This window comes from Streptosporangium sp. NPDC048047 (assembly GCF_040653115.1).
GTDB lineage: Bacteria > Actinomycetota > Actinomycetes > Streptosporangiales > Streptosporangiaceae > Streptosporangium.
On the sequence record NZ_JBEZNH010000034.1, the window covers coordinates 67,878 to 88,250 of the forward strand.

General features: G+C 68.5%; 25 protein-coding genes, 1 tRNA gene and 1 pseudogene. 12 read left to right on the plus strand and 15 right to left on the minus strand.

What is annotated here, in order from left to right:
- Positions 1 to 60: 60 nt before the first annotated feature.
- From AB0D67_RS25790 to AB0D67_RS25805, 4 genes are all read right to left on the minus strand, one after another.
- The gene (locus AB0D67_RS25790; protein WP_362940837.1) at positions 61 to 957 is read right to left on the minus strand and encodes a zf-HC2 domain-containing protein; all 897 of its coding nucleotides are present in this window, start codon (positions 955 to 957) and stop codon (positions 61 to 63) included.
- Complete coding sequence (locus AB0D67_RS25795) at positions 954 to 1,466, minus strand: sigma-70 family RNA polymerase sigma factor (protein ID WP_362940840.1); 513 nt, start codon at positions 1,464 to 1,466, stop codon at positions 954 to 956. Before AB0D67_RS25795 ends, AB0D67_RS25790 begins: the two co-directional genes overlap by 4 nt.
- A 233-nt stretch (positions 1,467 to 1,699) precedes the next feature.
- The gene (locus tag AB0D67_RS25800; RefSeq protein WP_362940843.1) at positions 1,700 to 2,380 is read right to left on the minus strand and encodes a DUF2993 domain-containing protein; all 681 of its coding nucleotides are present in this window, start codon (positions 2,378 to 2,380) and stop codon (positions 1,700 to 1,702) included.
- Positions 2,381 to 2,638: 258 nt separating this feature from the next.
- A complete protein-coding gene (locus AB0D67_RS25805) occupies positions 2,639 to 2,890 on the minus strand; it encodes a MoaD/ThiS family protein (RefSeq protein ID WP_362940846.1) in 252 nt (83 codons plus the stop codon).
- 207 nt (positions 2,891 to 3,097) lie between these two features.
- Between AB0D67_RS25805 and AB0D67_RS25810 the strand changes: the two genes are divergently transcribed.
- Complete coding sequence (locus AB0D67_RS25810) at positions 3,098 to 3,811, plus strand: response regulator transcription factor (protein WP_362940849.1); 714 nt, start codon at positions 3,098 to 3,100, stop codon at positions 3,809 to 3,811.
- A 52-nt stretch (positions 3,812 to 3,863) separates the two neighbouring features.
- Here the strand turns inward: AB0D67_RS25810 and AB0D67_RS25815 are convergent, their stop codons facing one another.
- Entirely contained in the window at positions 3,864 to 5,660 is a 1,797-nt protein-coding gene (locus AB0D67_RS25815) for a bifunctional metallophosphatase/5'-nucleotidase (RefSeq protein ID WP_362940852.1), read from the minus strand.
- Between the two features lie 129 nt (positions 5,661 to 5,789).
- Between AB0D67_RS25815 and mshD the strand changes: the two genes are divergently transcribed.
- Positions 5,790 to 6,800 carry a mycothiol synthase gene (mshD, locus tag AB0D67_RS25820; RefSeq protein WP_362940855.1) on the plus strand — a complete coding sequence of 337 codons (1,011 nt, stop codon included), beginning with the start codon at positions 5,790 to 5,792 and terminating at the stop codon, positions 6,798 to 6,800.
- A gap of 84 nt (positions 6,801 to 6,884) precedes the next feature.
- Here the strand turns inward: mshD and AB0D67_RS25825 are convergent, their stop codons facing one another.
- The 3 genes from AB0D67_RS25825 to dcd all read right to left on the minus strand — a co-directional run bounded on the left by AB0D67_RS25825 (position 6,885) and on the right by dcd (position 9,652).
- Positions 6,885 to 7,889: an inorganic phosphate transporter gene (locus tag AB0D67_RS25825; RefSeq protein WP_362940858.1), complete on the minus strand. Its 1,005-nt coding sequence runs from the start codon at positions 7,887 to 7,889 to the stop codon at positions 6,885 to 6,887.
- Complete coding sequence (locus tag AB0D67_RS25830; RefSeq protein WP_179819942.1) at positions 7,890 to 8,507, minus strand: DUF47 family protein; 618 nt, start codon at positions 8,505 to 8,507, stop codon at positions 7,890 to 7,892. It abuts the gene before it with no gap.
- 569 nt (positions 8,508 to 9,076) lie between these two features.
- Positions 9,077 to 9,652: a dCTP deaminase gene (gene dcd, locus AB0D67_RS25835; RefSeq protein ID WP_362940861.1), complete on the minus strand. Its 576-nt coding sequence runs from the start codon at positions 9,650 to 9,652 to the stop codon at positions 9,077 to 9,079.
- A gap of 222 nt (positions 9,653 to 9,874) precedes the next feature.
- On the opposite strand from dcd, the gene AB0D67_RS25840 reads away from it, so the two are divergent.
- Positions 9,875 to 9,948, plus strand: a tRNA-Gly gene (locus tag AB0D67_RS25840).
- Here the strand turns inward: AB0D67_RS25840 and AB0D67_RS25845 are convergent.
- On the minus strand, positions 9,937 to 10,629 hold the full coding sequence (locus tag AB0D67_RS25845; protein ID WP_362940864.1) for an NYN domain-containing protein: 693 nt from the start codon (positions 10,627 to 10,629) through the stop codon (positions 9,937 to 9,939). The genes AB0D67_RS25840 and AB0D67_RS25845 overlap by 12 nt on opposite strands.
- A 452-nt stretch (positions 10,630 to 11,081) precedes the next feature.
- On the opposite strand from AB0D67_RS25845, the gene AB0D67_RS25850 reads away from it, so the two are divergent.
- Positions 11,082 to 11,273 (plus strand): hypothetical protein, encoded by a 192-nt coding sequence (locus AB0D67_RS25850; RefSeq protein WP_362940867.1) that lies wholly within the window; start codon positions 11,082 to 11,084, stop codon positions 11,271 to 11,273.
- 354 nt (positions 11,274 to 11,627) lie between these two features.
- On the opposite strand, the gene AB0D67_RS25855 is transcribed toward AB0D67_RS25850, so the two are convergent.
- On the minus strand, positions 11,628 to 11,921 hold the full coding sequence (locus AB0D67_RS25855) for a hypothetical protein (RefSeq protein WP_362940870.1): 294 nt from the start codon (positions 11,919 to 11,921) through the stop codon (positions 11,628 to 11,630).
- A 346-nt stretch (positions 11,922 to 12,267) separates the two neighbouring features.
- Between AB0D67_RS25855 and AB0D67_RS25860 the strand changes: the two genes are divergently transcribed.
- Positions 12,268 to 13,008 (plus strand): hypothetical protein, encoded by a 741-nt coding sequence (locus AB0D67_RS25860; RefSeq protein ID WP_362940873.1) that lies wholly within the window; start codon positions 12,268 to 12,270, stop codon positions 13,006 to 13,008.
- A 24-nt stretch (positions 13,009 to 13,032) separates the two neighbouring features.
- On the plus strand, positions 13,033 to 13,560 hold the full coding sequence (locus AB0D67_RS25865; RefSeq protein ID WP_362940876.1) for a hypothetical protein: 528 nt from the start codon (positions 13,033 to 13,035) through the stop codon (positions 13,558 to 13,560).
- A 25-nt stretch (positions 13,561 to 13,585) separates the two neighbouring features.
- On the opposite strand, the gene AB0D67_RS25870 is transcribed toward AB0D67_RS25865, so the two are convergent.
- The 3 genes from AB0D67_RS25870 to AB0D67_RS25880 form a co-directional block, all read right to left on the minus strand.
- On the minus strand, positions 13,586 to 13,726 hold the full coding sequence (locus AB0D67_RS25870; protein ID WP_362940879.1) for a hypothetical protein: 141 nt from the start codon (positions 13,724 to 13,726) through the stop codon (positions 13,586 to 13,588).
- A gap of 405 nt (positions 13,727 to 14,131) precedes the next feature.
- Positions 14,132 to 14,455 (minus strand): hypothetical protein, encoded by a 324-nt coding sequence (locus AB0D67_RS25875; RefSeq protein WP_362940882.1) that lies wholly within the window; start codon positions 14,453 to 14,455, stop codon positions 14,132 to 14,134.
- 537 nt (positions 14,456 to 14,992) lie between these two features.
- Positions 14,993 to 15,418, minus strand: coding sequence for a spore-associated protein A (locus tag AB0D67_RS25880; RefSeq protein ID WP_362940885.1), 426 nt, complete (start codon positions 15,416 to 15,418; stop codon positions 14,993 to 14,995).
- Positions 15,419 to 15,560: 142 nt separating this feature from the next.
- Here AB0D67_RS25880 and AB0D67_RS25885 point away from each other — a divergent pair, with 142 nt between their 5' ends.
- Positions 15,561 to 15,713: a GNAT family N-acetyltransferase gene (locus tag AB0D67_RS25885; protein WP_346017701.1), complete on the plus strand. Its 153-nt coding sequence runs from the start codon at positions 15,561 to 15,563 to the stop codon at positions 15,711 to 15,713.
- Positions 15,714 to 16,095: 382 nt separating this feature from the next.
- On the opposite strand, the pseudogene AB0D67_RS25890 reads toward AB0D67_RS25885, so the two are convergent.
- Positions 16,096 to 16,263, minus strand: a pseudogene (locus AB0D67_RS25890) (XRE family transcriptional regulator); the annotation flags it as partial.
- A gap of 5 nt (positions 16,264 to 16,268) precedes the next feature.
- The gene (locus AB0D67_RS25895) at positions 16,269 to 16,469 is read right to left on the minus strand and encodes a hypothetical protein (RefSeq protein ID WP_362940889.1); all 201 of its coding nucleotides are present in this window, start codon (positions 16,467 to 16,469) and stop codon (positions 16,269 to 16,271) included.
- A 46-nt stretch (positions 16,470 to 16,515) separates the two neighbouring features.
- Here AB0D67_RS25895 and AB0D67_RS25900 point away from each other — a divergent pair, with 46 nt between their 5' ends.
- The 5 genes from AB0D67_RS25900 to AB0D67_RS25920 all read left to right on the plus strand — a co-directional run bounded on the left by AB0D67_RS25900 (position 16,516) and on the right by AB0D67_RS25920 (position 19,970).
- On the plus strand, positions 16,516 to 16,815 hold the full coding sequence (locus tag AB0D67_RS25900; protein ID WP_362940892.1) for a transposase: 300 nt from the start codon (positions 16,516 to 16,518) through the stop codon (positions 16,813 to 16,815).
- Positions 16,812 to 17,312, plus strand: coding sequence for an IS3 family transposase (locus AB0D67_RS25905; RefSeq protein ID WP_362940895.1), 501 nt, complete (start codon positions 16,812 to 16,814; stop codon positions 17,310 to 17,312). Before AB0D67_RS25900 ends, AB0D67_RS25905 begins: the two co-directional genes overlap by 4 nt.
- 139 nt (positions 17,313 to 17,451) lie before the next feature.
- Positions 17,452 to 18,681 carry an IS110 family transposase gene (locus AB0D67_RS25910; protein ID WP_362940898.1) on the plus strand — a complete coding sequence of 410 codons (1,230 nt, stop codon included), beginning with the start codon at positions 17,452 to 17,454 and terminating at the stop codon, positions 18,679 to 18,681.
- 25 nt (positions 18,682 to 18,706) lie between these two features.
- Positions 18,707 to 19,159: an IS3 family transposase gene (locus tag AB0D67_RS25915; RefSeq protein ID WP_362940907.1), complete on the plus strand. Its 453-nt coding sequence runs from the start codon at positions 18,707 to 18,709 to the stop codon at positions 19,157 to 19,159.
- 334 nt (positions 19,160 to 19,493) lie between these two features.
- The gene (locus tag AB0D67_RS25920; RefSeq protein ID WP_362940901.1) at positions 19,494 to 19,970 is read left to right on the plus strand and encodes a hypothetical protein; all 477 of its coding nucleotides are present in this window, start codon (positions 19,494 to 19,496) and stop codon (positions 19,968 to 19,970) included.
- The last annotated feature ends 403 nt before the right edge of the window (positions 19,971 to 20,373 follow it).

The following is a 20,373-nucleotide window of genomic DNA, read 5'->3' on the forward strand; positions in this document are numbered from 1 at the left end:
CCGCGCCGGACCCCGCGTCGGCTCACGGGGGAGTCAGGACCCGACGCGGGCGAAGGACGGTCAGCGGGGGGTGAGGCGGATCAGCACCCTGCCGCCGGCGACGATCTCGAACCGCTCGACGTCCTCGGGCCGGAGCGTCGTGGTCCCGGTGACCTTGCTCCCGGCCGCGACACCGGGGCTGCCGTGGACGGCCCGGCCGACGGTCCACTCGGCGGCCGTCCGGCGGACGCCGTCCGTGCCGACCGTCACCAGGCGGCAGCGGGTCCCGCCGGGCACCCCGGTCAGCGTGACCGTGACCGTGCTCGGCGCTCCGCCCCGCTCCGCGCCGGCCGACGCGCCCGATCCCGCGCTCGGCCCGGCGCTCGGCTCCGCGCCCGCCGTCACCATGACCGTGGCGCGGGCGGAGCCGCCGCGACCTGCGAACTCGCGGCCCTGAGGGGCTTCCAGCAGGATCCTGACCTCGTCATCGGGGCTCCCGGACGGCGCGGACCTCTGGGGGGCCGAGGAGCGGTCCGGGGCGGCCTTCCTGTCCCGGAAGAAGCCGTTGCTCTCCGAGGCGGCCGGCCGGGACTGCGAGGCCGCCGGAGCCGCGGCCGGATGGTCCGCGGCGGGCTGCCCGGCGGCCGTCCACACCGCCCCGCCGATCCCGGCGACCACGATCGAGGCCGCCACGGCCAGCAGCGCCCGGGACGTCCTGCGTTTCCTGGCCCGCTCGTCGTGCAGCCGCTCGCTGAGCAGCCGGTCGAGCACCGCCCGGGGCGGGCTGACCGCCTGCGCCACGTCCTCCTCGGCGACCCTGCCGAGCAGGGTCGCCACCCCGCCCAGCTCCTCGGCCTCCGCACGGCAGGCGGCGCACTCGGCGAGGTGCGCCTCCACGAGCACTCGTTCCTCGGGCTCCAGCACGCCCAGCGCGTAGACGCCGAGCGACATCCGGACCTCGTCACACGTCATCATCATGGCGCGAGCCCCCGCTCCTCCAGCGCCAGCTTCAGCGCCCGAAGCGCGTAGTACGTGCGCGACTTCACCGTTCCGGCCGGCACGCCCAGCGTCTCGGCCGCCTCCTTGACCGACTTCCCCCGGTAGTAGACCTCGGCCAGCACCTCGCGGTGCTCGGGCCGCAGCGTGGCCACCGCCTCGGCGACGGCCCATGACTCGACGGCCCGCTCCAGCTCGTCGTCGGCGGGCAGTACGGCGAGCGCCTCGTCCCCCGTCTCCGGGGGACGCGCCTTGCGCGCCCGATGCTGGTCGACGACGAGGTTGCGGGCCACCGTGAACAGCCACGCCCGGATGGGACGGTCGCTGAGCGCGTCGGGGTGCCGCCAGGCCCGCAGAAGCGTTTCCTGCACGACATCCTCCGCTCTCCCCGGATCACCCGTCAGCCGCAGGACGTAGCCGTAAAGTGGCCCGCCGTGTTCGTCGAAGAGCGCCCTGACGAGCTGCTCGTCGGCGGTTCCGGCTCGGCTCACACCACCATGACGTACGGCGGGGCGGATCGGTTCGGACACCTCTCCAGTCGACCACGGAGAACGGCCGGCTCCGGACACGCCGGCCCGTCCCGCGCGACGGTTCCCCCACGGCGACCCCAGGCGGCGTCCCCAGGCGGCGGACTTATGGAGAGGGCGGCGGCCTCTCGGAAAGGGACCGGGCACGCCGGCCGAGGCGGACCGGGCAGGGACGGAGCGTGGCGGGGCCGGGCGGGTCAGCCCTGCAGGGGGACGCCCGTCGCCTCGCCGGAGATCCGCAGCCCCTCCGGGACGACGTTCACGCCGGTCACCTTGAGGTTGAACGGCAGGTTCCTGAGCGGGATCCGGTAGGAGATCGCCTTCTCGGCGTTCGGCACCGGGATGCCGCCGGCCAGGGTGACCTTCTCCGGGACGATCCGCAGCCCATCCCCCTCGACCGCGATCTTCATCCGGGCCTCCGCGGCCACCTTCCGGCCCAGGACGGTCAGCTCGCCGTCCACCTTGAGGGCGTCGCCGTCCACCGCGACCTTGAACCCCTGCGGGGCCCTGCGGTTCAGCGTGTCCAGTGAGACGACCGCGGTACCGGCGACCCGGTCGGCGCGGACCTTCGCCTTGCCGCCCTCGGTCACCAGGTCCCGGAGCGGGGCGGTGACCCCGTAGAGGGTGAAGTCGACGCCCGCCAGCCGGATGCCGGAGACCTCCAGGGCGCCGGTGGCGACCCGGACCTCGTCGTACCGCCCGGAGATCGCCTGGGTCAGGAAGGGGATGCCTCTGATGTCCACCTCGGGCGGGGAGGAGAGGTCGTACTGGGCGGTCGCCCGGGTGGCGATCTCCCGTTCCACCCCGGCGGCCGCGACCCGGTCGAGGATGCCCGCGAGGACGAGCAGCACAATCAGAAAAGCGATCAGCTTACGCATCCGACTCCCTGTCCGTACCGGGTCAGGCCCGAACGCCACGGCGGCGCTCCCGGGTAATTTCCCGGGAAACGCCCCATCATTACCAGGTCTATGGCGTTTTTGGCTTCTTGTCCCCAGAGCGGAGTCCCTCACCCCCGAAGTGGAGCCCGTCGCCCACGGGACGGAGCCCGCCGTCCCCGGGGCGGAGCCCGCCGTCCCTGGGACGAAGCTTCCTGTCTCCGGGGCGGAGTTCCTCGCCCCCGGGAGGGAGCCCGGTCGTCACCCCCCGGCGAAGGGCGGGAGCACCTCCACCGTCGCCCCCTCGGGAAGCACGACGGCCTCGTGCGCCCGCAACCCCACCGGGGCCCCGTCCACCAGGAACGACGACCTCCCGACGACCCGGGCCAGCGGCTCGCGGCCCGCTGTGACATCCGCCACGAGACCGGCCAGGGTCTCCGCCTCGAAGGGCTCCTCGGCGACGCCTGCCGCGTCCTTCGCGGCGGCCCAGTAGCGGATCACACCTTTCGCCATCTTCTGACCAACTCCTTCGGAAAACGCGTGGTGACGGCGTCGTCACGGGTAACTCACCGGAGGTAACCGGTGTTCATCAGGTGGACGCTCGCTGGATCCTTCGACCCCGTGGGCTATCCTCACCTACTACGGGACCTGGGCGACGTAGCCCCCGGGTCCTTTACGTGTTTGTACGGCTTTTCGCCGCACGACGCGGAAGGAGGCACTGTGAGCAATCTGCTGCTGCTCACCAACGCCCTCGAGCCCTCTGCGGAGGTGCTCCCGGCGTTGGGGCTGCTGCTGCATCCGGTCCGGGTCGCCCCAGCGGAGGCGTCCGCCCTGATCGACGCGCCACCCGCGGACGCCGTGCTGCTCGACGCGCGCCGCGACCTCGTCCACGCCAAGAGCCTGAGCCGGCTGCTGCGGACCACCGGCATCACCTGCCCGCTCCTCGTGATCGTCACCGAGGGCGGGCTCGCGGCGATGACCGCCGAGTGGGGCGCCGACGACGTCGTCCTCAACACCGCCGGCCCCGCCGAGGTCGAGGCCCGGCTCCGGCTGGCCGTCGGCCGGCTGAACCAGGCGGCCGCCGAAGAGGTTCCCGACGAGATCCGCAACGGCGACCTGACGATCGACGAGGCCACCTACACCGCCCGGCTCCGCGGCCGCGCTCTGGACCTGACCTTCAAGGAGTTCGAGCTCCTGAAGTACCTCGCCCAGCACCCCGGGCGGGTCTTCACCCGCGCCCAGCTCCTGCAGGAGGTCTGGGGTTACGACTACTTCGGCGGCACCCGGACCGTGGACGTCCACGTCCGGCGGCTGCGCGCCAAGCTCGGCGCCGAGTACGAGGCGCTGATCGGCACCGTGCGCAACGTCGGGTACCGCTTCGTCCCCGAACGGGGTGAGGAGACCGGCGACAGGCGCGAGCCCGCCCGCAAGTGAACGGCCGCCCCCCGCGCGTGGCGGGAGGCGGCCGGTCGGGCTCGGCGCCGGGTCAGGGCGCGACGGTGATGTGGTCCGGGACCGGCGGCGCGATCGTCCCCGCCGCGGTCAGGTAGTCGGTGAAGGCGTCGATGTCGAGCGGGCCGCTCCACAGGTCGGTGCCCGCCGTGAAGCCCTGGAACGTGTCGCCGCCGCCGACGAGGAAGTTGTTGGCGGCGACCCGGATCGTCTGGGCGTCGGTCACGACGACGCCGTCGATCTTCATGTCGGAGACCTTCGAACCCCACGGCGCGCTCGCGCTGTAGGTGTAGGTGAAGTTCGACGACGGCTGCAGGATCTTGGTGAACGGCTGGGCGTTGGGCCCGCCGGTGAACTGCTGCTCCAGGACGGTCTTGAGCTGGGCGCCGGTGAGCGTGACGACCTGCATGAGGTTGTTGAACGGCTGCACCGTGAAGGCCTCGCCGTACGTCACGACCCCGTCGCCCTCGCCGGCGGGAGAGCCCGCGTAGGTGAGCGGGGCGCGCACGCCGCCCGGGTTCATCAGCGCGATCTGCGCGTTGCCGCCGGTCTTCGTCGCGGCGAGCTGGCCGTCGGCGATGAGGTTGCCCAGGGGCGACTCCCCGGACGGGGCGGCGGTGTTGGTGATGTCCGCGGTGATCTTACCGATCGGCCTGTCGGCGATCTGCTTGACGCGGTCCTTCCACGTCCGGACGAAGGTGGAGGTGTCCTCGTCCGGATCCACGGTCCGGGTGACGACCTGGTTGTCGGCCGCGACCGTGGAGCGCACGACGTCACGGGTGCGGACGTCCACCTGGAAGTCCACCTTGGTGATCACCCGGCCGAACGAGCCGCCCTGGCTGAACAGCCGCTTGCCGCCCGCCGGGTCGGTCACCTGGCACAGGTACGCCTGGTGCGAGTGGCCGGTGAGGACCATGTCGATCTGGGGGTCCACCTGGGTGGCGATGCGGGTGCCCGCGCCCGGCTCGGCGCTGCACGAGTCGGGCGACCTGCCCGCGGCGACCTGGTCGCCCTCGTGCACCAGCACGACCTGCGCCTTGACGCCGACCAGCGAGAGGAGTCTGGAGGCGACGTTGGCGGCCTTGACCTCGTCGATGAACCGCAGGTCCTTGATGCCCTCGGAGGTGACGATGCCGGGGGTGCTCTGGGTGACCAGGCCGATGAAGCCGATCGGCACGCCGTTCATCCAGCGGACGGCGACCGGGGGCAGGGCCGGGATGCCGTAGTCCTTCAGCAGCGAGCGCAGCGAGGTCGGGTTCCCGGCGCCGAAGGCGGCGAGCGCCTGCTTCTCGGCGGTCCCGGTGGGCTGCTTGAACAGGACGTTGGCGCCGAGGTAGTCGTAGCGCGCGCCCTTCCACCGCCCGGCGGGCGAGCAGCCGTCCACCGGGTGGCAGCCGCCGTACATGATGCGCCGCAGCTCGCCGTACCCCTCGTCGAACTCGTGGTTGCCGACGGCCGAGGCGGTGACGCCGAGCCTGCCGAGGAACTCCACCGAGGGCTCGTCGTGGTAGGCGGCGGAGATCAGGGGGCTGGCGCCGATCAGGTCGCCCTGGGCGACCTTCAGCGTGTTCTTGTCGGTCAGCTGCGCCATGTGGGTGGCGATGTAGGCGGCGCCGCCGGCCTCGACGGTGGCGCCCGTCTCGTCGACCATGCGGCCGGACGACCCGGTCGGGGGCTCCAGGTTGCCGTGGAAGTCGTTGAGCGCGAGCAGGCGGACCGGCACCGTCCTGGCGGACCGGTCGACCGCCTGGACCGGCCCCGCCGCGAGGGCGAGACCGCTGCCGGCGAGGGCACCGGCGAGGGCCAGCCGCTTGAGGGAGCGAGACATCATGACCCCAGACCCTAAAGCGGCAATCTATGTAAACAATGTCCAGGAGGTAACGATTCACCCTGCCCGGAAGGGGTGATTCCGCCGATCCGGCCGCCCCTCGCGTTCCGGGCTCCGCCTAGAGTCCAGAGCATGAACGTGCGTGTGGAACAGCGAGGAAGGCTCGGCGAGGCGGAGGTGGCCGCCGTCCTGGAGATGGTCGCGGCCGCCACGGAGGCCGACGGGGTCGGGCCGCTCAACGAACACGTGATGCTCCATCTCCGCTACGGCGGAGACGAGCGGGCGGGAGCCGTGCTCCTCTACGACGGGGACGTCCTCGCGGGCTACGCCCACGTCGACCCGACCGACCCGGTCGAGGGGCCGAGCGGGGAGCTGGTGGTCCATCCGGCGTTCCGGCGGCGCGGCCACGGACGGCGCCTGCTCGCGGCCGTGCTGGAGCTGACCGGGGGACGGCTTCGCCTGTGGGCGCACGGCGGGCACCCGGGGGCCGAGGCGCTGGCCACGTCGGCGGGGTTCGGCAGGGTCAGGTCGCTGTGGCAGATGCGCCGCCCGCTGGCCGAGCCCCTGCCCCCCTTCCGGCTGCCCGAGGGCGTACGGCTGCGCACGTTCGAGCCCGGCTCCCCCGACGAGGAGGCGTGGCTCGCTCTCAACGCCAAGGCGTTCGCCCACCACCCCGAGCAGGGGTCGTGGACGCTCGACGACCTGCGGCGGCGTGAGCGGGAGCCGTGGTTCGACCCTGCGGGCTTCTTCCTCGCCGAACGGGCCGCCGAGGAGCCGCCGGACGGGGAGCCCGGCGCGCCGTACGGCGGGCCTTACGGCGGACCGGGCGGTGAGCCGTACGGCGGGACGGACGGCGGACGTGCAGGGGGCGGGCGGCTGGTCGGCTTCCACTGGACCAAGGTGCACGGCGACGGCGACCACGCGCACGACCCGATCGGGGAGGTGTACGTGGTCGGTGTGGATCCGGACGAGCAGGGCGGCGGGCTGGGCAGGGCGCTCACCCTGGCGGGCCTCGCCCACCTGCGTTCCCGGGGCCTCTCCCAGGTCATGCTGTACGCCGACGAGAGCAACGTCGCCGCGGTCCGCCTCTACGAGAAGCTGGGCTTCTCCCGGTGGGACGTCGACGTCATGTACCGCAGGTAGGGCGCCGCTCACCGCTCACCACTGGAGACGGCGGAGCGCCGGCCGGGAGGTCCCCGACCGGCGCTCCGCTGACCGCCCGGTTCGCTACTCGACCATCCAGTGGACCGCGAAGTAGCACACCGCGGCGACGGCCGCGGCGGCGGGGATCGTGAGGATCCAGCCCATCACGATGTTGCCCGCGACGCCCCACCGCACCGCGGACAGGCGCTTGGTGGCGCCCACGCCCATGATCGCGCTGGTGATCGTGTGCGTGGTGGAGATGGGCGCCCCGAAGCCGATGGCCGCGGTGTAGAGGACGGAGGCCGCGGCGGCCTCGGCGGCGAAGCCCTGCGGGGGTGTGAGCGCGATGATCCGGCGGCCGAGCGTCCGCATGATCCGCCAGCCGCCGGCGTAGGTGCCCAGCGAGATGGCGGTCGCCGCGGAGAGGATCACCCACTGGGGGATCGCGTCGCCCTCGTGCTGGAACCCGCCGACGACGAGCGCCAGGAAGATCACTCCCATGGTCTTCTGCGCGTCCTGGAGGCCGTGGCCCAGGGCCATGGCCGCGGCCGAGACCGTCTGGGCGTGCCGGAAGCCCCGGTTCGTCTTCGCCGGCTGGGAACGGCGGAAGCCCCAGAGGATGGCGATCATGACGATCGCCGCCAGGGTGAAGCCGACCAGCGGGGACAGGATCATCGGGATGACGACCTTCTCGACCACGCCGTTCCAGTGGACGACGCTCGACGAGGCCAAAGCCGAGCCGACGAGTCCGCCGATCAGCGCGTGGCTGCTCGACGAGGGCAGGCCGAAGTACCAGGTGACGAGGTTCCAGGTGATCGCCCCGACCAGCGCGGACACCACGATCACCAGGCCGTGGACCCCCTTGGGGGCCTCGATGATGCCCTTGCCGACCGTCGCCGCCACCTGTGTGCCCAGGTGGGCGCCCAGGAAGTTCATGGCGGCGGCCATGAACAGGGCGGCCCGGGGCGTCAGCGCGCGGGTCGAAACCGAGGTCGCGATCGCGTTCGCGGCGTCATGGAAGCCGTTGGTGTAGTCGAACGCCAGCGCCACGGCGACCACGCCGATGACGAGTACGAGCGTGAGGTCCACTTAACTTTCCTTGACCGCGATCGACTCGATCGTGTTCGCCACGTGCTCGAAGGCGTCGGCGGCCATCTCCAACTGGTCGATGACCTCCTTCATCTTGAGGACGGTCAGCGCGTCGTACTCCCCGCCGAACAGCTTGGCGAGCAGGCGCCGGTAGACCTGGTCGGCCTGGTTCTCCAGACGGTTGATCTCGATCCAGTACTCGTTGAGGTTCCGCATCGAGCGCAGCCGCGGCATGGCCTCCGCGGTCAGCTCGGCGGCGCGCTCCAGGACCTCCACCTGACGGACGACCTCCTTGGGGAGGTGGTCGATCTGGTACAGGCCGATGAGGTCGGCGGCGGCCTCCATATAGTCCATCACGTCGTCGAGGTTCGACGCGAGACGGTAGATGTCCTCGCGGTCGAAGGGCGTGATGAAGCTCTCGTTGAGCCGGTTCATGATCGCGTGAGTACGCTCGTCACCGGCGTGCTCACAGGCACGCATCTTCTCGGCCAGGGCGTCCCTGTCCGATCCGTCGCTGATGATCTCGACCAGTAGCCGGGACGCTGTGACGAGGTTGTTCGCCGAGTCGGCGAACAAGTCGTAGTAGCTGTCCTCACTAGGCGTGAGACGCAGGCGCACGTCGTTCTCCAGATGTGCGGGGATGGTCCGCAGAGAAGGGTACGGGTTACCAGCGGAAATCCGAACTTCACCCAGTAGACGCCTACTCTTCCAACTGCCGCTGCCCGGTGTATACCTGGCGGCACCCTTCGGGAGGAAGCCTTGGGCTCATCTTTCCGATGACCGTTTTGCTGGTTTTGGGCCATATTACGCTGAGCTGGGGCCGACAAGAAGGGTCGCCGGCTGCCGCTTGATCCACATGCCGCGCTTTCTTCTCCCCGCACACGCCCATCGCCGCACCTCAGGCCCGCGTGGGCCTTCCCACCTGCGAGGACGCGACCCCGGTCACTCGGGGGTTTCGGACGGTGGCCGTGATTTCGGTCACGCAGCCCCCCGAATACCCCGTTCCCCATCAGCCCGAGCAGATCTCATTGGTCCCGTGTTCATCTGATATTCACTTTGCGTTCACTTTCCAGAGGCTTCGCCGTACCGCTGCCGTACGCGGACCGTCCGGCCCGACCGACGGTTCCGGCCCGGCCGGCGTGCCGGGGGCTCGGCGCGGAACGGCGGACGACCCCGGTCCGGGTCGCTCAGATCACGGTCCGGTGGAAGTTCAGGTAGGAGCGGCTCGGCGTCGGCCCCCGCTGGCCCTGGTAACGCGAGCCGTACCGCTCCGAGCCGTACGGATGCGCGGCGGGCGAGCTGAGCCGGAACATGCACAGCTGGCCGATCTTCATCCCCGGCCAGAGCTTGATCGGCAGCGTCGCGACGTTGGAGAGCTCCAGGGTCACGTGGCCGCTGAAGCCGGGATCGATGAAGCCCGCCGTGGAATGGGTGAGCAGGCCGAGCCTGCCCAGCGAGCTCTTGCCCTCCAGCCGCGAGGCGATGTCGTCCGGGAGGCTGACGACCTCGTAGGTGCTGGCGAGGACGAACTCCCCCGGGTGCAGGACGAACGGCTCGTCGCCGTCCGGCTCGACCAGCCGGGTGAGACCGGGCTGCTCGACCGCCGGGTCGATGTGCGGGTACCGGTGGTTCTCGAAGACCCTGAAGTAACGGTCCAGGCGCACGTCGACGCTGGACGGCTGGATCATCTCGATGTCGAAGGGATCGAGCTTGACCCTGCCGACCTCGATCTCCGCGGCGATGTCACGATCGGAAAGCAGCACGTGGGCAACCTACCAACGCCGCAACCCGGCCACGCCGGGAACCTCCGCCCGGCGCCCCCGGCCGCCGCCCCCCGTGATCCTCGTGCGAGGGTTCGTGGAGAGTCCGCGCGAGGGCTCATGCGACGGCCCATGCGGCGGCTCATGTGACGGCCGGAAAACTCCCCCGGGGACGGATGAGAGCGCTCCGAGTTTCCGCTACAGTGGTGGACGCGGCACACCGCTGCGGGTGTAGTTCAATGGCAGAACATCAGCTTCCCAAGCTGACAGCGCGGGTTCGATTCCCGTCACCCGCTCCACTTTCCTGGGCGTTGGTAGATCCGCCCATCTGGACCAGGAACAGCCTCAGGGAGCAGCGAGGCTTGAAGGTGCTTCTCAGGTATCGCGAACGAGACCACCCGTCCTGAGAAGTCGTGCTTCGGACCAACGCGGCCGGGCGGGCACGCAATCATCACCGGCCGGGTAGGGTCCAGCCGAAGCGAGGCCTCGACTGCGGGGCGAAAGTCTGTGTCAGTCGACATGAGCAGTGACATGTCACCGTAAGCGGATGCCGCATCCATGGTCATGGCCACTGCCAGCGCCACATCGGTCAGCTTCTCCTCGTACGTATGGAACGTCTGCGTAGGATCACACGCGCAGGTCCATCGGGAGCCGCAGTCCCTACACCGCGCGGTCTTCTTCTTGAAGTGGCCGCGGACGATCTCCAGCTCGGGACAGTGCGCAGCCAAGGCGGCAAGGTAGGTCTCCTGCCTCAGGGCCGCGTCAGGTTCGCCCTTGACGATCGCGGTGAAGTACCTGACCTTGAGCACCACGTCATGCTGGCGGATCTGCCGTACCAACTCGACGAGGTCGAGCCACAAGTACGCACGGCCGTACTTGCTCTTCAGCCCGTGGTACAGGTTGAAGCCGTCGACGTACGCCACCACATCCACCAGCAGACACCTCCACCATTGGTCAGCCTCGCCGATGGTAGCTATCATGGAGGTACACGAAGTTGGTTACGGCCAACTGGGCGGCCCCGAAAGGGGCCGCATTTTTTTGCGGCCGCGACAGCCGCGTGCCCCTTCCGTGCCCGTTAGAAGGGTGATCAAGGGGGACTCACGGGGAAGCGCGGGTACTCGAAGCACTCCCCTCGCAGGTCAACGTTTCGCCAGCTCAGCACCCAAGCCGCGTAGAGACTTCCCAAGCTGACAGCGCGGGTTCGATTCCCGTCACCCGCTCCACCCACGAAGGCCCAGGTCAGGACGGGCGTCCAGACCCGTGCCTTGACCGTCTTCAGGGCGCTTTGATCTTCGCGTGCCATCAGCTCGGCCCGAGGCGGTGCCCGGAGCCCTACCTTCCGTCGACCGGCCACCTCGGAGCTTGGTCGAGTAGCTTGCCGATCTCCGTTCGCGAGACCCTCACTCGTATGAGCGAGCACTGTTGTGAGGCGATGACCCGTCAGATGATGTGGCGCTGCGAAGACCATGAGGATCCGTTCGAGTGCCCGGACGCCCTTGTGAGGTTCAACGCCGGTTTTCAGGAGTACGGCCTGATCATCCATGACGGCGAGACCTCGGTCATCGGCATCGCCTTCTGTCCGTGGTGCGGGAGCCGCCTGCCCGGATCCCAGCGGGATCGATGATTCGAGGAGTCGGAACAGCGTGGAGTGGAGGGACGAGATCCCTTCCGAGTACGAGGACGGGCGTTGGCTTCAATGACCCGGCCAGGGAAGCCCTCGGCTCCGGACACCTCGATCACCCCGTAGGTGCCAACGTTTCAGTGGTCCTATCCGCTTCATCGTCGTCATTGCGTGCGGTGATCGGCTGTGGAGCGGCCCCGGCAGGCAGGAGAGACGGGGGAAAGACGCGCGGACAGGGGGTGGGCCGCGCGACCATGCTCTACTGCCCGCCGGGGAGCCGGGAGGCACGGCGAGGAAGGGGTGACGCCCTTCCGGCCCCCTCCTCACCGGCGGACTCGCCGCCTCGCCGTGCCCGTCTCAGCGACCGACGTAGTCGGCCAGAATCTGTGCGGCACCCTGGAGGTCGCTCACCGGGTGACGCTTCTCCGCGGACCGCCAGGAGTAATAGGCCCCGCCGTACCCGACGAACACCCACACCGGAAGGCCGGCCCCGCCGGGACGGTGGACCATCAGCGCACTGTCGTCGTCACGCAGCTCGGCGTGGATGCCGTGCTTCAGCAACTCATCGCGCAACCGGGTGAGCGCGAACGCCTCACGCTGCCGACGCTGGTATTCGGTGAAGGCCGCGGCGGCTTGCATGATCGGATTCATCTGGCGTTCCCTTCGACCCGGCCGCTTGCGAGGCAGTCGAGACATTCCTGTTCTCCGTACGTCTCGTGGTCATCGCTGCTCTCGCCGAGGAGAAGTGCACGGCGCGAGCTGCGCAGTTTGGTTCCACGTCCCCGGCACGCAGGGCACGGGCGTGTCGTGCTGTTCTCGTCTGGCCGGGTCACCGTCGCCATCTCCTCGATGTGATCCGCGCTCCCTGCGGCGGAAGGCGGGCTGACGTACCGTGGTTGCTTGATGGCAGGTCCACCGGCAAATCGTGATCGCTAGGGCCCCGAAAGACCCCCCTTCTTTCCCCCTCTTGAGCCCCCAGCCGGGAGGAAGACCCGAGATGCCCGACAACATCCCGAACGTCCAACTCCGGGCCTGGCGCAACGAGCACCAGCTCACCCGCGCCGACATGGCCGACCGGATCAACGCCACCCCGACCGGCATCGCCGAGCGCCTGGCATGCGACGAGGAGCGGATCAGGCGATGGGAGGCCGGCGAAGTCTCCTGGCCGCACACCTCCTACCGGCGCGCTCTCACCCAGTTGACTGGCCTACAGCCCGAGGCTTTGGGGTTCCGCCAGAACCGGCGTGGTCAAGGCCGCCTGATCGAGGCGACGACCATCGTGCCGATGGACGCTCTCCGCGCCGAGGCCGACCTGTACGGGACCATGGAACTCGCCCAACAGCTCCAGGCGTCCGACGTCGGAACCGGCACCCTCGAAGCACTCGCCGAAGCCGTTGACTTGCTATGCCGGGCCTACCCGGTCGTTCCCGCCGCCACGTTGCGCGACCGGACCCAGAAGCGCCTTGCGCAGATCACCCGCCTGCTGTCCGGCCGGATCACCCTCGACCAGCACCGCGAACTCCTGGTCATCACCGGATGGCTGACCGCGCTCCTGGGGTGTGTGCATTACGACCTGGGCGAGCGGGAGGAGGCCGAGACCGCCCGCCGTACCGCCTATGAGATGGGCCGCCAGGTCGGGCACGGGGAACTCATGGGGTGGGCCTACGAGATGTACGCGTGGTTTGCCCTGGTCGAAGGCCGCTATGAGGACGTGGTCACCGCCGCCCGCATGGGCTAGGCCACCGCCGGCCAGTCCAGCGCCATGGTGCAACTCACCTTGCAGGAGGCCCGTGGCCTGGCCCGCATCGGCGACCGGCGTGAAGCCGATAAGGCGCTCACCCGAGGCGCCGACATTCTCGCCAAGCTCTCATTACCGAGCAACCCTGACCATCACTTCGTGTTCGACCACGCCAAGTGGGTCTTTTACGCCGCCACCGCATACACCTGGCTGGAGGACAATGACCGGGCTGAGGAACACGCGCTAGAGACGATCCAGATGCACACCCGGCCGGACGGTACGTCGAATGCGCCTATGCGCGTCGCCGACGCTCACATCGACCTTGGCATCGTGCACGCCCGGCGCGGCGACCTCGATGCCGCAGTGGAACAGGGCATGACCGCCTTCGACATCGACCGCCGGTCCCTAACCGACCTGGTCAACCGCGCTGGGGACCTGGATCGCGTCATCAGACAGCGCTACCGCCGCGAAGCTCTCGCCAAGGAATTCCACGAGCGATACGTCACAGCCCGCAGAGCCCTTACAGTACGCCGCCCTGAGCTACTCGACTAACGACACCAAGGTCTTACGAGACCCGCTAAGAAGACTTCGCCAAAAGCACCAGGAATGACCCCGCAACGGCACACCCGATCGCGGTGATCGCCAGCATCAATGCTAGATCAGGCGACCAATCCATCACCCACTGGCCCAGCAGCAGGAGAAAGACGAAGAACGCCATCAGCAGTACTCCCCACCCGTAGAGGCGAGGCTTATAACCATCACGTTTGCGGATCGGAACTAGCGGGGGAAGCCGATTGGTCGTCAACACGTAGATGCCTAGCACGGCGTTCATGCACCCTGCCACCAACGCGAATCCCTGAAGCACCGGGAGGATCAATCAGGTCAGCTCCTCTGTCATATGGGGCAGACTCGCCCCGTAAGTAAAGCTTGCCGAATTGTTCTTATAGGAATCAAGCGGCGACGCGCCGCGCCGCCGTACCCGGCCCTCTGCCGCCCGCCGGCCGGGCGTGCGGCGTGGGCGCCGGTCCCGGCCGGCGGCGACCCGGGCCGTAGCCGCACCGCGTGCCCGCCGTACCCAACCAACGCGCCGGCCCCAGCGCCCCGCGGCCGCGCAGCGTCGATCTCAGCCACCGAGTTCGGTACGCCCGCTCTCCTTGTAGAAGCCGTAATGCCGCTGCCTTCGCCGCTCCCAGAACCCCATGCCCGTCATGAACACACCGAAGAAGACGATGACAGCGCACAGAATGCCCACCGCATCCCAGCCCCATCCCTCTGGGGACAGTGCTGACAGCACCGCAAAAAGAGCTCCCATCGCCGCCCCTACCCGCACCCCCATCTTGACCGGATGCCGCGCAGCGAAGATCTGACTCCGCACAGGTTCGGCATCACCTCCCAGTACGGCGTCCAGCCGCCAGAACCCACGGGCCAACCAGCCACGCAGCGCCATTGACGAACCCCTTCCAGCCTCCGGCGGGGGCGCTCCGGCTCCGGGATGATCCCGAAGGGCGCGCCTATCGCGTCGACCTATCGATGGCTGAGGTGGGCGGGGTGTGCGCGCCGCGCAGGCAAGACCAGGTCGCGGGCTGATCGCCGTGCCATTAGCGTGCCATTAGCCAGGGTGACGAAGGGTCAACCACGGTCACTCACGACCGGCCGAACGCCCAGCTCAACCGCTTCACGAGGCGCGAGTCATGCACTTCCCAAGCTGACAGCGCGGGTTCGATTCCCGTCACCCGCTCTCACTGTGAAGACCCAGGTGGGGACACGATCCCCGTCCGGGCCTTGGCTCATACCGCCGACCCTAGGCAGAAGGTCTCTGTCGGTGCGCAAGTACGGTCACTGTGCGCCCGGCCGAGGTGGAACGCAAGCGTGTGGGCAGTCATTCTCGACACCAGTCGTTCGCCCGCGCACGGAAGGGGACTCGCGCCCCGGCGAACCCGGGGCCGAGTCACCCCGACGTTGAAATGACGACCTGTCTCGATGATCAGCCGCAGTGAGTCCAGCTCGATTGCCAGCCCTCACCAACACCAGCGCTGTTCGAAGCATGGCCTCCCCACGAGACACAGGTGCCGGCAGCGTTGACCTTCACGGGACCGGCGTAGATCTTGTAGGAGCCGGTGTCACTAATCTTGCTGCCGCCCTTCCTTTGAATGGTGGCCCCCGTAAGGGTGTAACCGCCCTGGTACTTGCTGCTCTTCCACGTCACCACACAGTTGGTGCTGCCGTTGTAGAGCAGGTAAATCGTGGCGAGCCCGCTGATGGCGTGGCTGTCGATGACGCGGTAGCTGCCGCCGCCGCACGCCGCGGTCGGCGATGACGCGGCCATTGCCGGGCTGCTCATGACCACGGAACTGGCAAGTGCGACTGCCGTGGCGACCGTGAACACCGCTGCCTGCTTGAATCTACGCATTGTCTGGCTCAGTCTCCTCAAGATCATACTTTGACGCTGGGCAGCGTAACGGATCGTCACCATGCATCGTGACGAAGCTAGACATTTCATAGAGCCTCACTCCGGGCTGCGGCTCATCGTGGGTACGCCCATACTTAAGATCATGGAACTGACCACGCCTAGGCTGCTGCTGCGTGACTTCCGTGCCAGTGATCACGCAGCCGTGCACGCGTTCGCCGGCGACCCAGAGGTGACCCGCTACACCGACTGGCCCGGGATGCACGCGTCGCGCGAGAAACACCAGGTCGCAGACTGATCACCGGGCCATTAGCGGGCCATTAAGAGGGGTGACGAGGGGTCAACCACGGTCACTCAGGACCAGCCTTCCGCCCAGCTCAGTGCCCCAGTGGGCCGTGATCGATGCAGTTCCCAAGCTGACAGCGCGGGTTCGATTCCCGTCACCCGCTCCACCCGAAAGGCCCAGGTGAGGACAGACTCCCGCCCTGGGCCTTGATTGTTTCAGAGATGGTTCCAGCACCTTTGAGGTCGAATGCCGATCCGGTGAGATCAGCTCGCCTCCCGCAGCGGCTGGAACCGGACGCTCAGCCGCATCTCCAGAGCCTCCGCCAGCCGCTCCAGCATCGGGATGGTGGGCATCGTCCCCCCGCTTCGAACCGCGCCACCGCCGGCTGCTTCAGCCCTGTGCGTTCGGCCAGCTCCGCCTGAGTCAGCCCGAGCTGCTCACGCCGCAGCCGCACCGCCTCACCCAGCTCGAAGCGGATCTTGGCCGCCTCGTATGCCGCTCCCGCACCGGGGCGGCTCATGATCTCGGCCTTCTTATCCGCCCACGCTCTGCGTTCCCCCATGCCGCTCACTCCTCATCTGCGGTGTGGGCCTCAGCGATGCACCGCCGCATGGCCCGCCACGCACGCTCGATCTCGGCGGACTCCCGCATCCGCTGCTTGCGGAACACCGTCAGCATGATGATCCGCCTTCCCGGAGCGATCCAGTACGTGATCCGTACCGCCTCCCGGTGCAGGTGGAACTGGGCTTGATCCGGTTTGACGGACATCCGAGATCAGGGGCTCGTCCCCGGAAGGATGTCCATGATGGACCATATGGGGAAGAAGAAACCGCGTCCTCGCCGCTCGTTCACGCGTGAGTTCAAGGCGGAGATCGTCGAGCTGTGCCAACGCGGAGACCGTTCGATCGGCCAGGTGGCCAAGGACTTCGATCTGACCGAGACCGCGGTGCGCGACTGGATCCGCCAGGCCGAGACCGACACCGGTCGACGTGACGGGCTGACCAGCGATGAACGCGAGGAACTGGCCGCGCTGCGGCGGGAGAACCGCCGCCTGCGCGAGGACGTCGACATCCTCAAGCGGGCCACGGCTTTCTTCGCAAAGGAGACCCGGTGAAGGCGCATCCCTTCATCGAGGCGGAGAAGCAGGGCGGCCACAACGTCAAACGGGCGTGTGAGCTGCTGGAGGTCTCTCGATCCGCCTTCTATGCCCGCCGTCAGGGCGCGTCCGGTCCCCGTGCAGTGCGCGATGCGCACCTGGCCGAGCGCATCGCCGAGGTCCACCGGTACTCGCGGGGCGCCTACGGCGCTCCGCGCATCCACGCGGTCCTGCGGCGGGAAGGGACCGGCTGCGGCCGGCGCCGGGTGGCCCGGTTGATGCGCGCGGCCGGGCTGCAGGGCCGCCACCGGCGCCGTCGGCAGCAGACCACCATCGCCGATCCGCGCGCCGCGCTGCGCCCCGACCTCATCGGCCGGGACTTCACCCCGGATGCGGCCGCGCTCGATACCCGCTGGTGCGGCGACATCACCTCATGGGAGAGCCACAGGGGATCGGGCAGGGTGCAGGTCGAGCTGTCGGCGGGTGACCACTCAGACATCACCGACTTCATTTGAGGTCTTCATGTAGACGGTGGCCCCGCCGGCTGCTGGGTCTGCAGCCAGCTGGTGAGGTGTCGCGCCGCGAGCGCTATCCATGAGGGTGCTGCGCAGGCCCTGTGCTCGAACATCCGTCACATCACTCAAGGAGGGCCTGGTGCGCATCACCTGCGGGATCGACTGGTCGGAACGACACCATGACATCGCGTTGATCAACGCCGACGCTGCGATCGTGACCCGGGCCAGGATCGGTGACGACCTGGCCGGCTTTCGGCGGTTGACCGAACTACTCGCCGAGCACGCTGGGTCTGACGGGCCGACCTCCATCGAGATCGCTATCGAGACGGACAAGGGTCTGCTGGTCGCGGCCCTGGTGGCGGCCGGGTTCACCCTGTTTGCGATCAACCCCCGGGCGGTGGCCCGGTATCGGGAACGGCACGGGCAGGCCGGCGGTAAGTCCGATCCGGGTGATGCCGCGGTCCTGGCCGACGTCTTGCGCACCGACCGTCATCGGCACCGGCCGTTGCCCGCTGACACCGATCTCGCCCGCGGCGTGAAGGCGGTCGCTCGCCAGCATCAGGAGGCCATCTGGGCACGGCAGCAGACGGTGAACCGGCTGCGCTCGCTGCTGCGCGAGTTCTACCCGGCCGCGCTGGCGGCGTTTCCGATCCTGACCCACCGGACGGCCTTGACGGTGCTGCGGGCCGCGCCCACGCCGCAGGCCGCGGCGAAGCTGACACCCAGCCGGATGGAGACGCTTTTGCGCAGAGCCGGGCGGCGTATCGATCCAGGACTGCCAGAGCGCCTGTCGGCTCAACTGCGCCAAGAGCAGCTGCGCCAGCCTGCCGAAGTGGAGCAGGCCTTCGGGGTTGCCGTCGGCGGCCTCCTCAACGTCATCGTCGCCATGACCGGCGCCATCGACGCGCTGCACGAGCAGATCACCGGCCTATTCACCCGCCACGACCAGGCTCAGATCGTCACCAGCATGCCCGGGCTGGGTACCGTGCTCGGCGCGCGAGTTCTGGGTGAACTCGGTGATGACCGCAGCCGTTTCACCGACATCGCCGGACTGCGCGGCTTCGCGGGCACCGCTCCCATTACCCGCACATCAGGCAAGATGAAGATCGTTTCAGCCCGGTATATCCGCAACCAGCGCCTGGCCGACGCCTGCCACTGGTGGGCCTTCGCCGCGATCACTAAATCGGCCGGCGCCCGAGTTCACTACGACCAGCGGCGAGCCGCCGGAGACACCCACAACGGCGCCCTGCGCAACCTGGCCAATAAGCTGTTGGCCAAGCTCTGGCACTGCCTGCACAACGGCGTGCTCTACGACGAGGCCACCGCCTGGCCCACCCCTCGCGAGAAGATCGAATCAGCTGCCGCTTGACATCTCACCCGCGTGAGGTGTCTACCTGCCCACCGACGAAGGCTGGCTGTATCTGGCCACCGTGATCGACATCGCCTCACGTCGGGTGGTGGGCTGGGCCATCGCCGATCACCTGCGCACCGAACTGGCCGCCGACGCCCTGCAAGCGGCCTGCCTGCGACGCCGTCCCGCCCGGGAAGTGATCTTCCACTCGGACCGCGGCTGCCAATACACCAGCGGTGCCTTCGCCGAGCTGGCCGAGCGGCTCGGGGTGCGGCTGTCGGTCGGCCGGACCGGTCAATGCTGGGACAACGCCCTGGCCGAGTCGTTCTTCGCCACGTTGAAGGACGAGTTGCTGGATGGGCGGTCGTGGCCCAGCCGGGCGGTCGCCCGCAGCGCGATCTTCGAGTTCATCGAGAGCTGGTACAACCTGCACCGCCTGCACAGCAGTCTGGGCTACGTTAGCCCTGCCGCCTATGAGGCCGCTGTCGCGGCCTGACCACCACACCAAAGGTGTCCGTCAAAGCGGAGCAAGCTCAGGTGGAACCGCAGCTCTCGCAGCTTGCCAGATCCGCCTGCTCCCACAGCGATGACCGCGCCCACGCCTCGAAATCAGTCACAGCCGCACCGTACTGGTCATGATCTGTCAGGGCTCAGCCCCCGGCGGGGCGCTCCATCATGACGGCCAAACCCTGCCCCGCTTTCCCTGCGGACGGTTCGACGACAGACGGAATGAGCAGGCGAGGTGGCACGCTGGGTAATCGATCTTCCTCTCTCGAATCGTCCTGTGGGAGGCTATGCGGATGATCAAGGCTGAGGACCGGGAGTGAACGGTGCGTGGGAAATCACAGCAGGAACCACCGCCGAGTGACGCTGAGACCGCCGAGTACATGCGCGGGCTGGCCGAACACTTCGTCGAGCACACGCGGGAGGACGGATACTCCTTCAACTGGGACCCGGCGCTCATTCATCATCTCGACAACTACTGCACCGAGTTCGCGGCTTCCAATCCATCCCCAGAGATCACTCATAGCGTGATCATGGGTGCGGGGGCGTACCTGGGCGAGATGATCGTTCGAAGCGGCGACTGGTCGTGGATGTACTGCACGGCCGAGAGCGCCGCCGCCGTGGAGAGCCCTGACGGACTTCGAGGCTATCCGCACAACAAGGTCGCCAAGCGGATCGGCAACGGAGCCGAACATGAGCTTGAGTCGTTCTTCAAGTACGCCGTCACAGGTGAGGCGCCGTATGGAACGACCGCTCGGACCGTACGACCTTCCTGGTGGCAACGGCTGAGATCACGATCCTGACCGTCGCGCGATCAGACAGGACGACGAGGGGCCGACCACTGCCACCCCACGACCAGACGGACGCCCGGCTCAGCCGCTCTACAAGGCGTGGTCGATGCACTTCCCAAGCGACGGCGCGGGTTCGATTCCCGTCACCCGCTCCATACGGAAGCCGGGTCCCCAACGGTCCATGAATACAGATTCGAATCTGGCTGGAACCGATCAGGCCCACTCCCTGAGAATCACCGGGTGATGAGTCCCTTGATCCGTCCGAGAACCACCGAGGATCTGCATGCCTGCGTCGACGCTCTCGCCACCGTGCATGCTTCCGATCGCTACCCGGTGGACTGGCCCTCCGATCCCGGGCGAGGTTGCGTCCACGGAGGTGGTGTATGAGTTTCCCCAGCTAGCAGGCGTGGCGCCG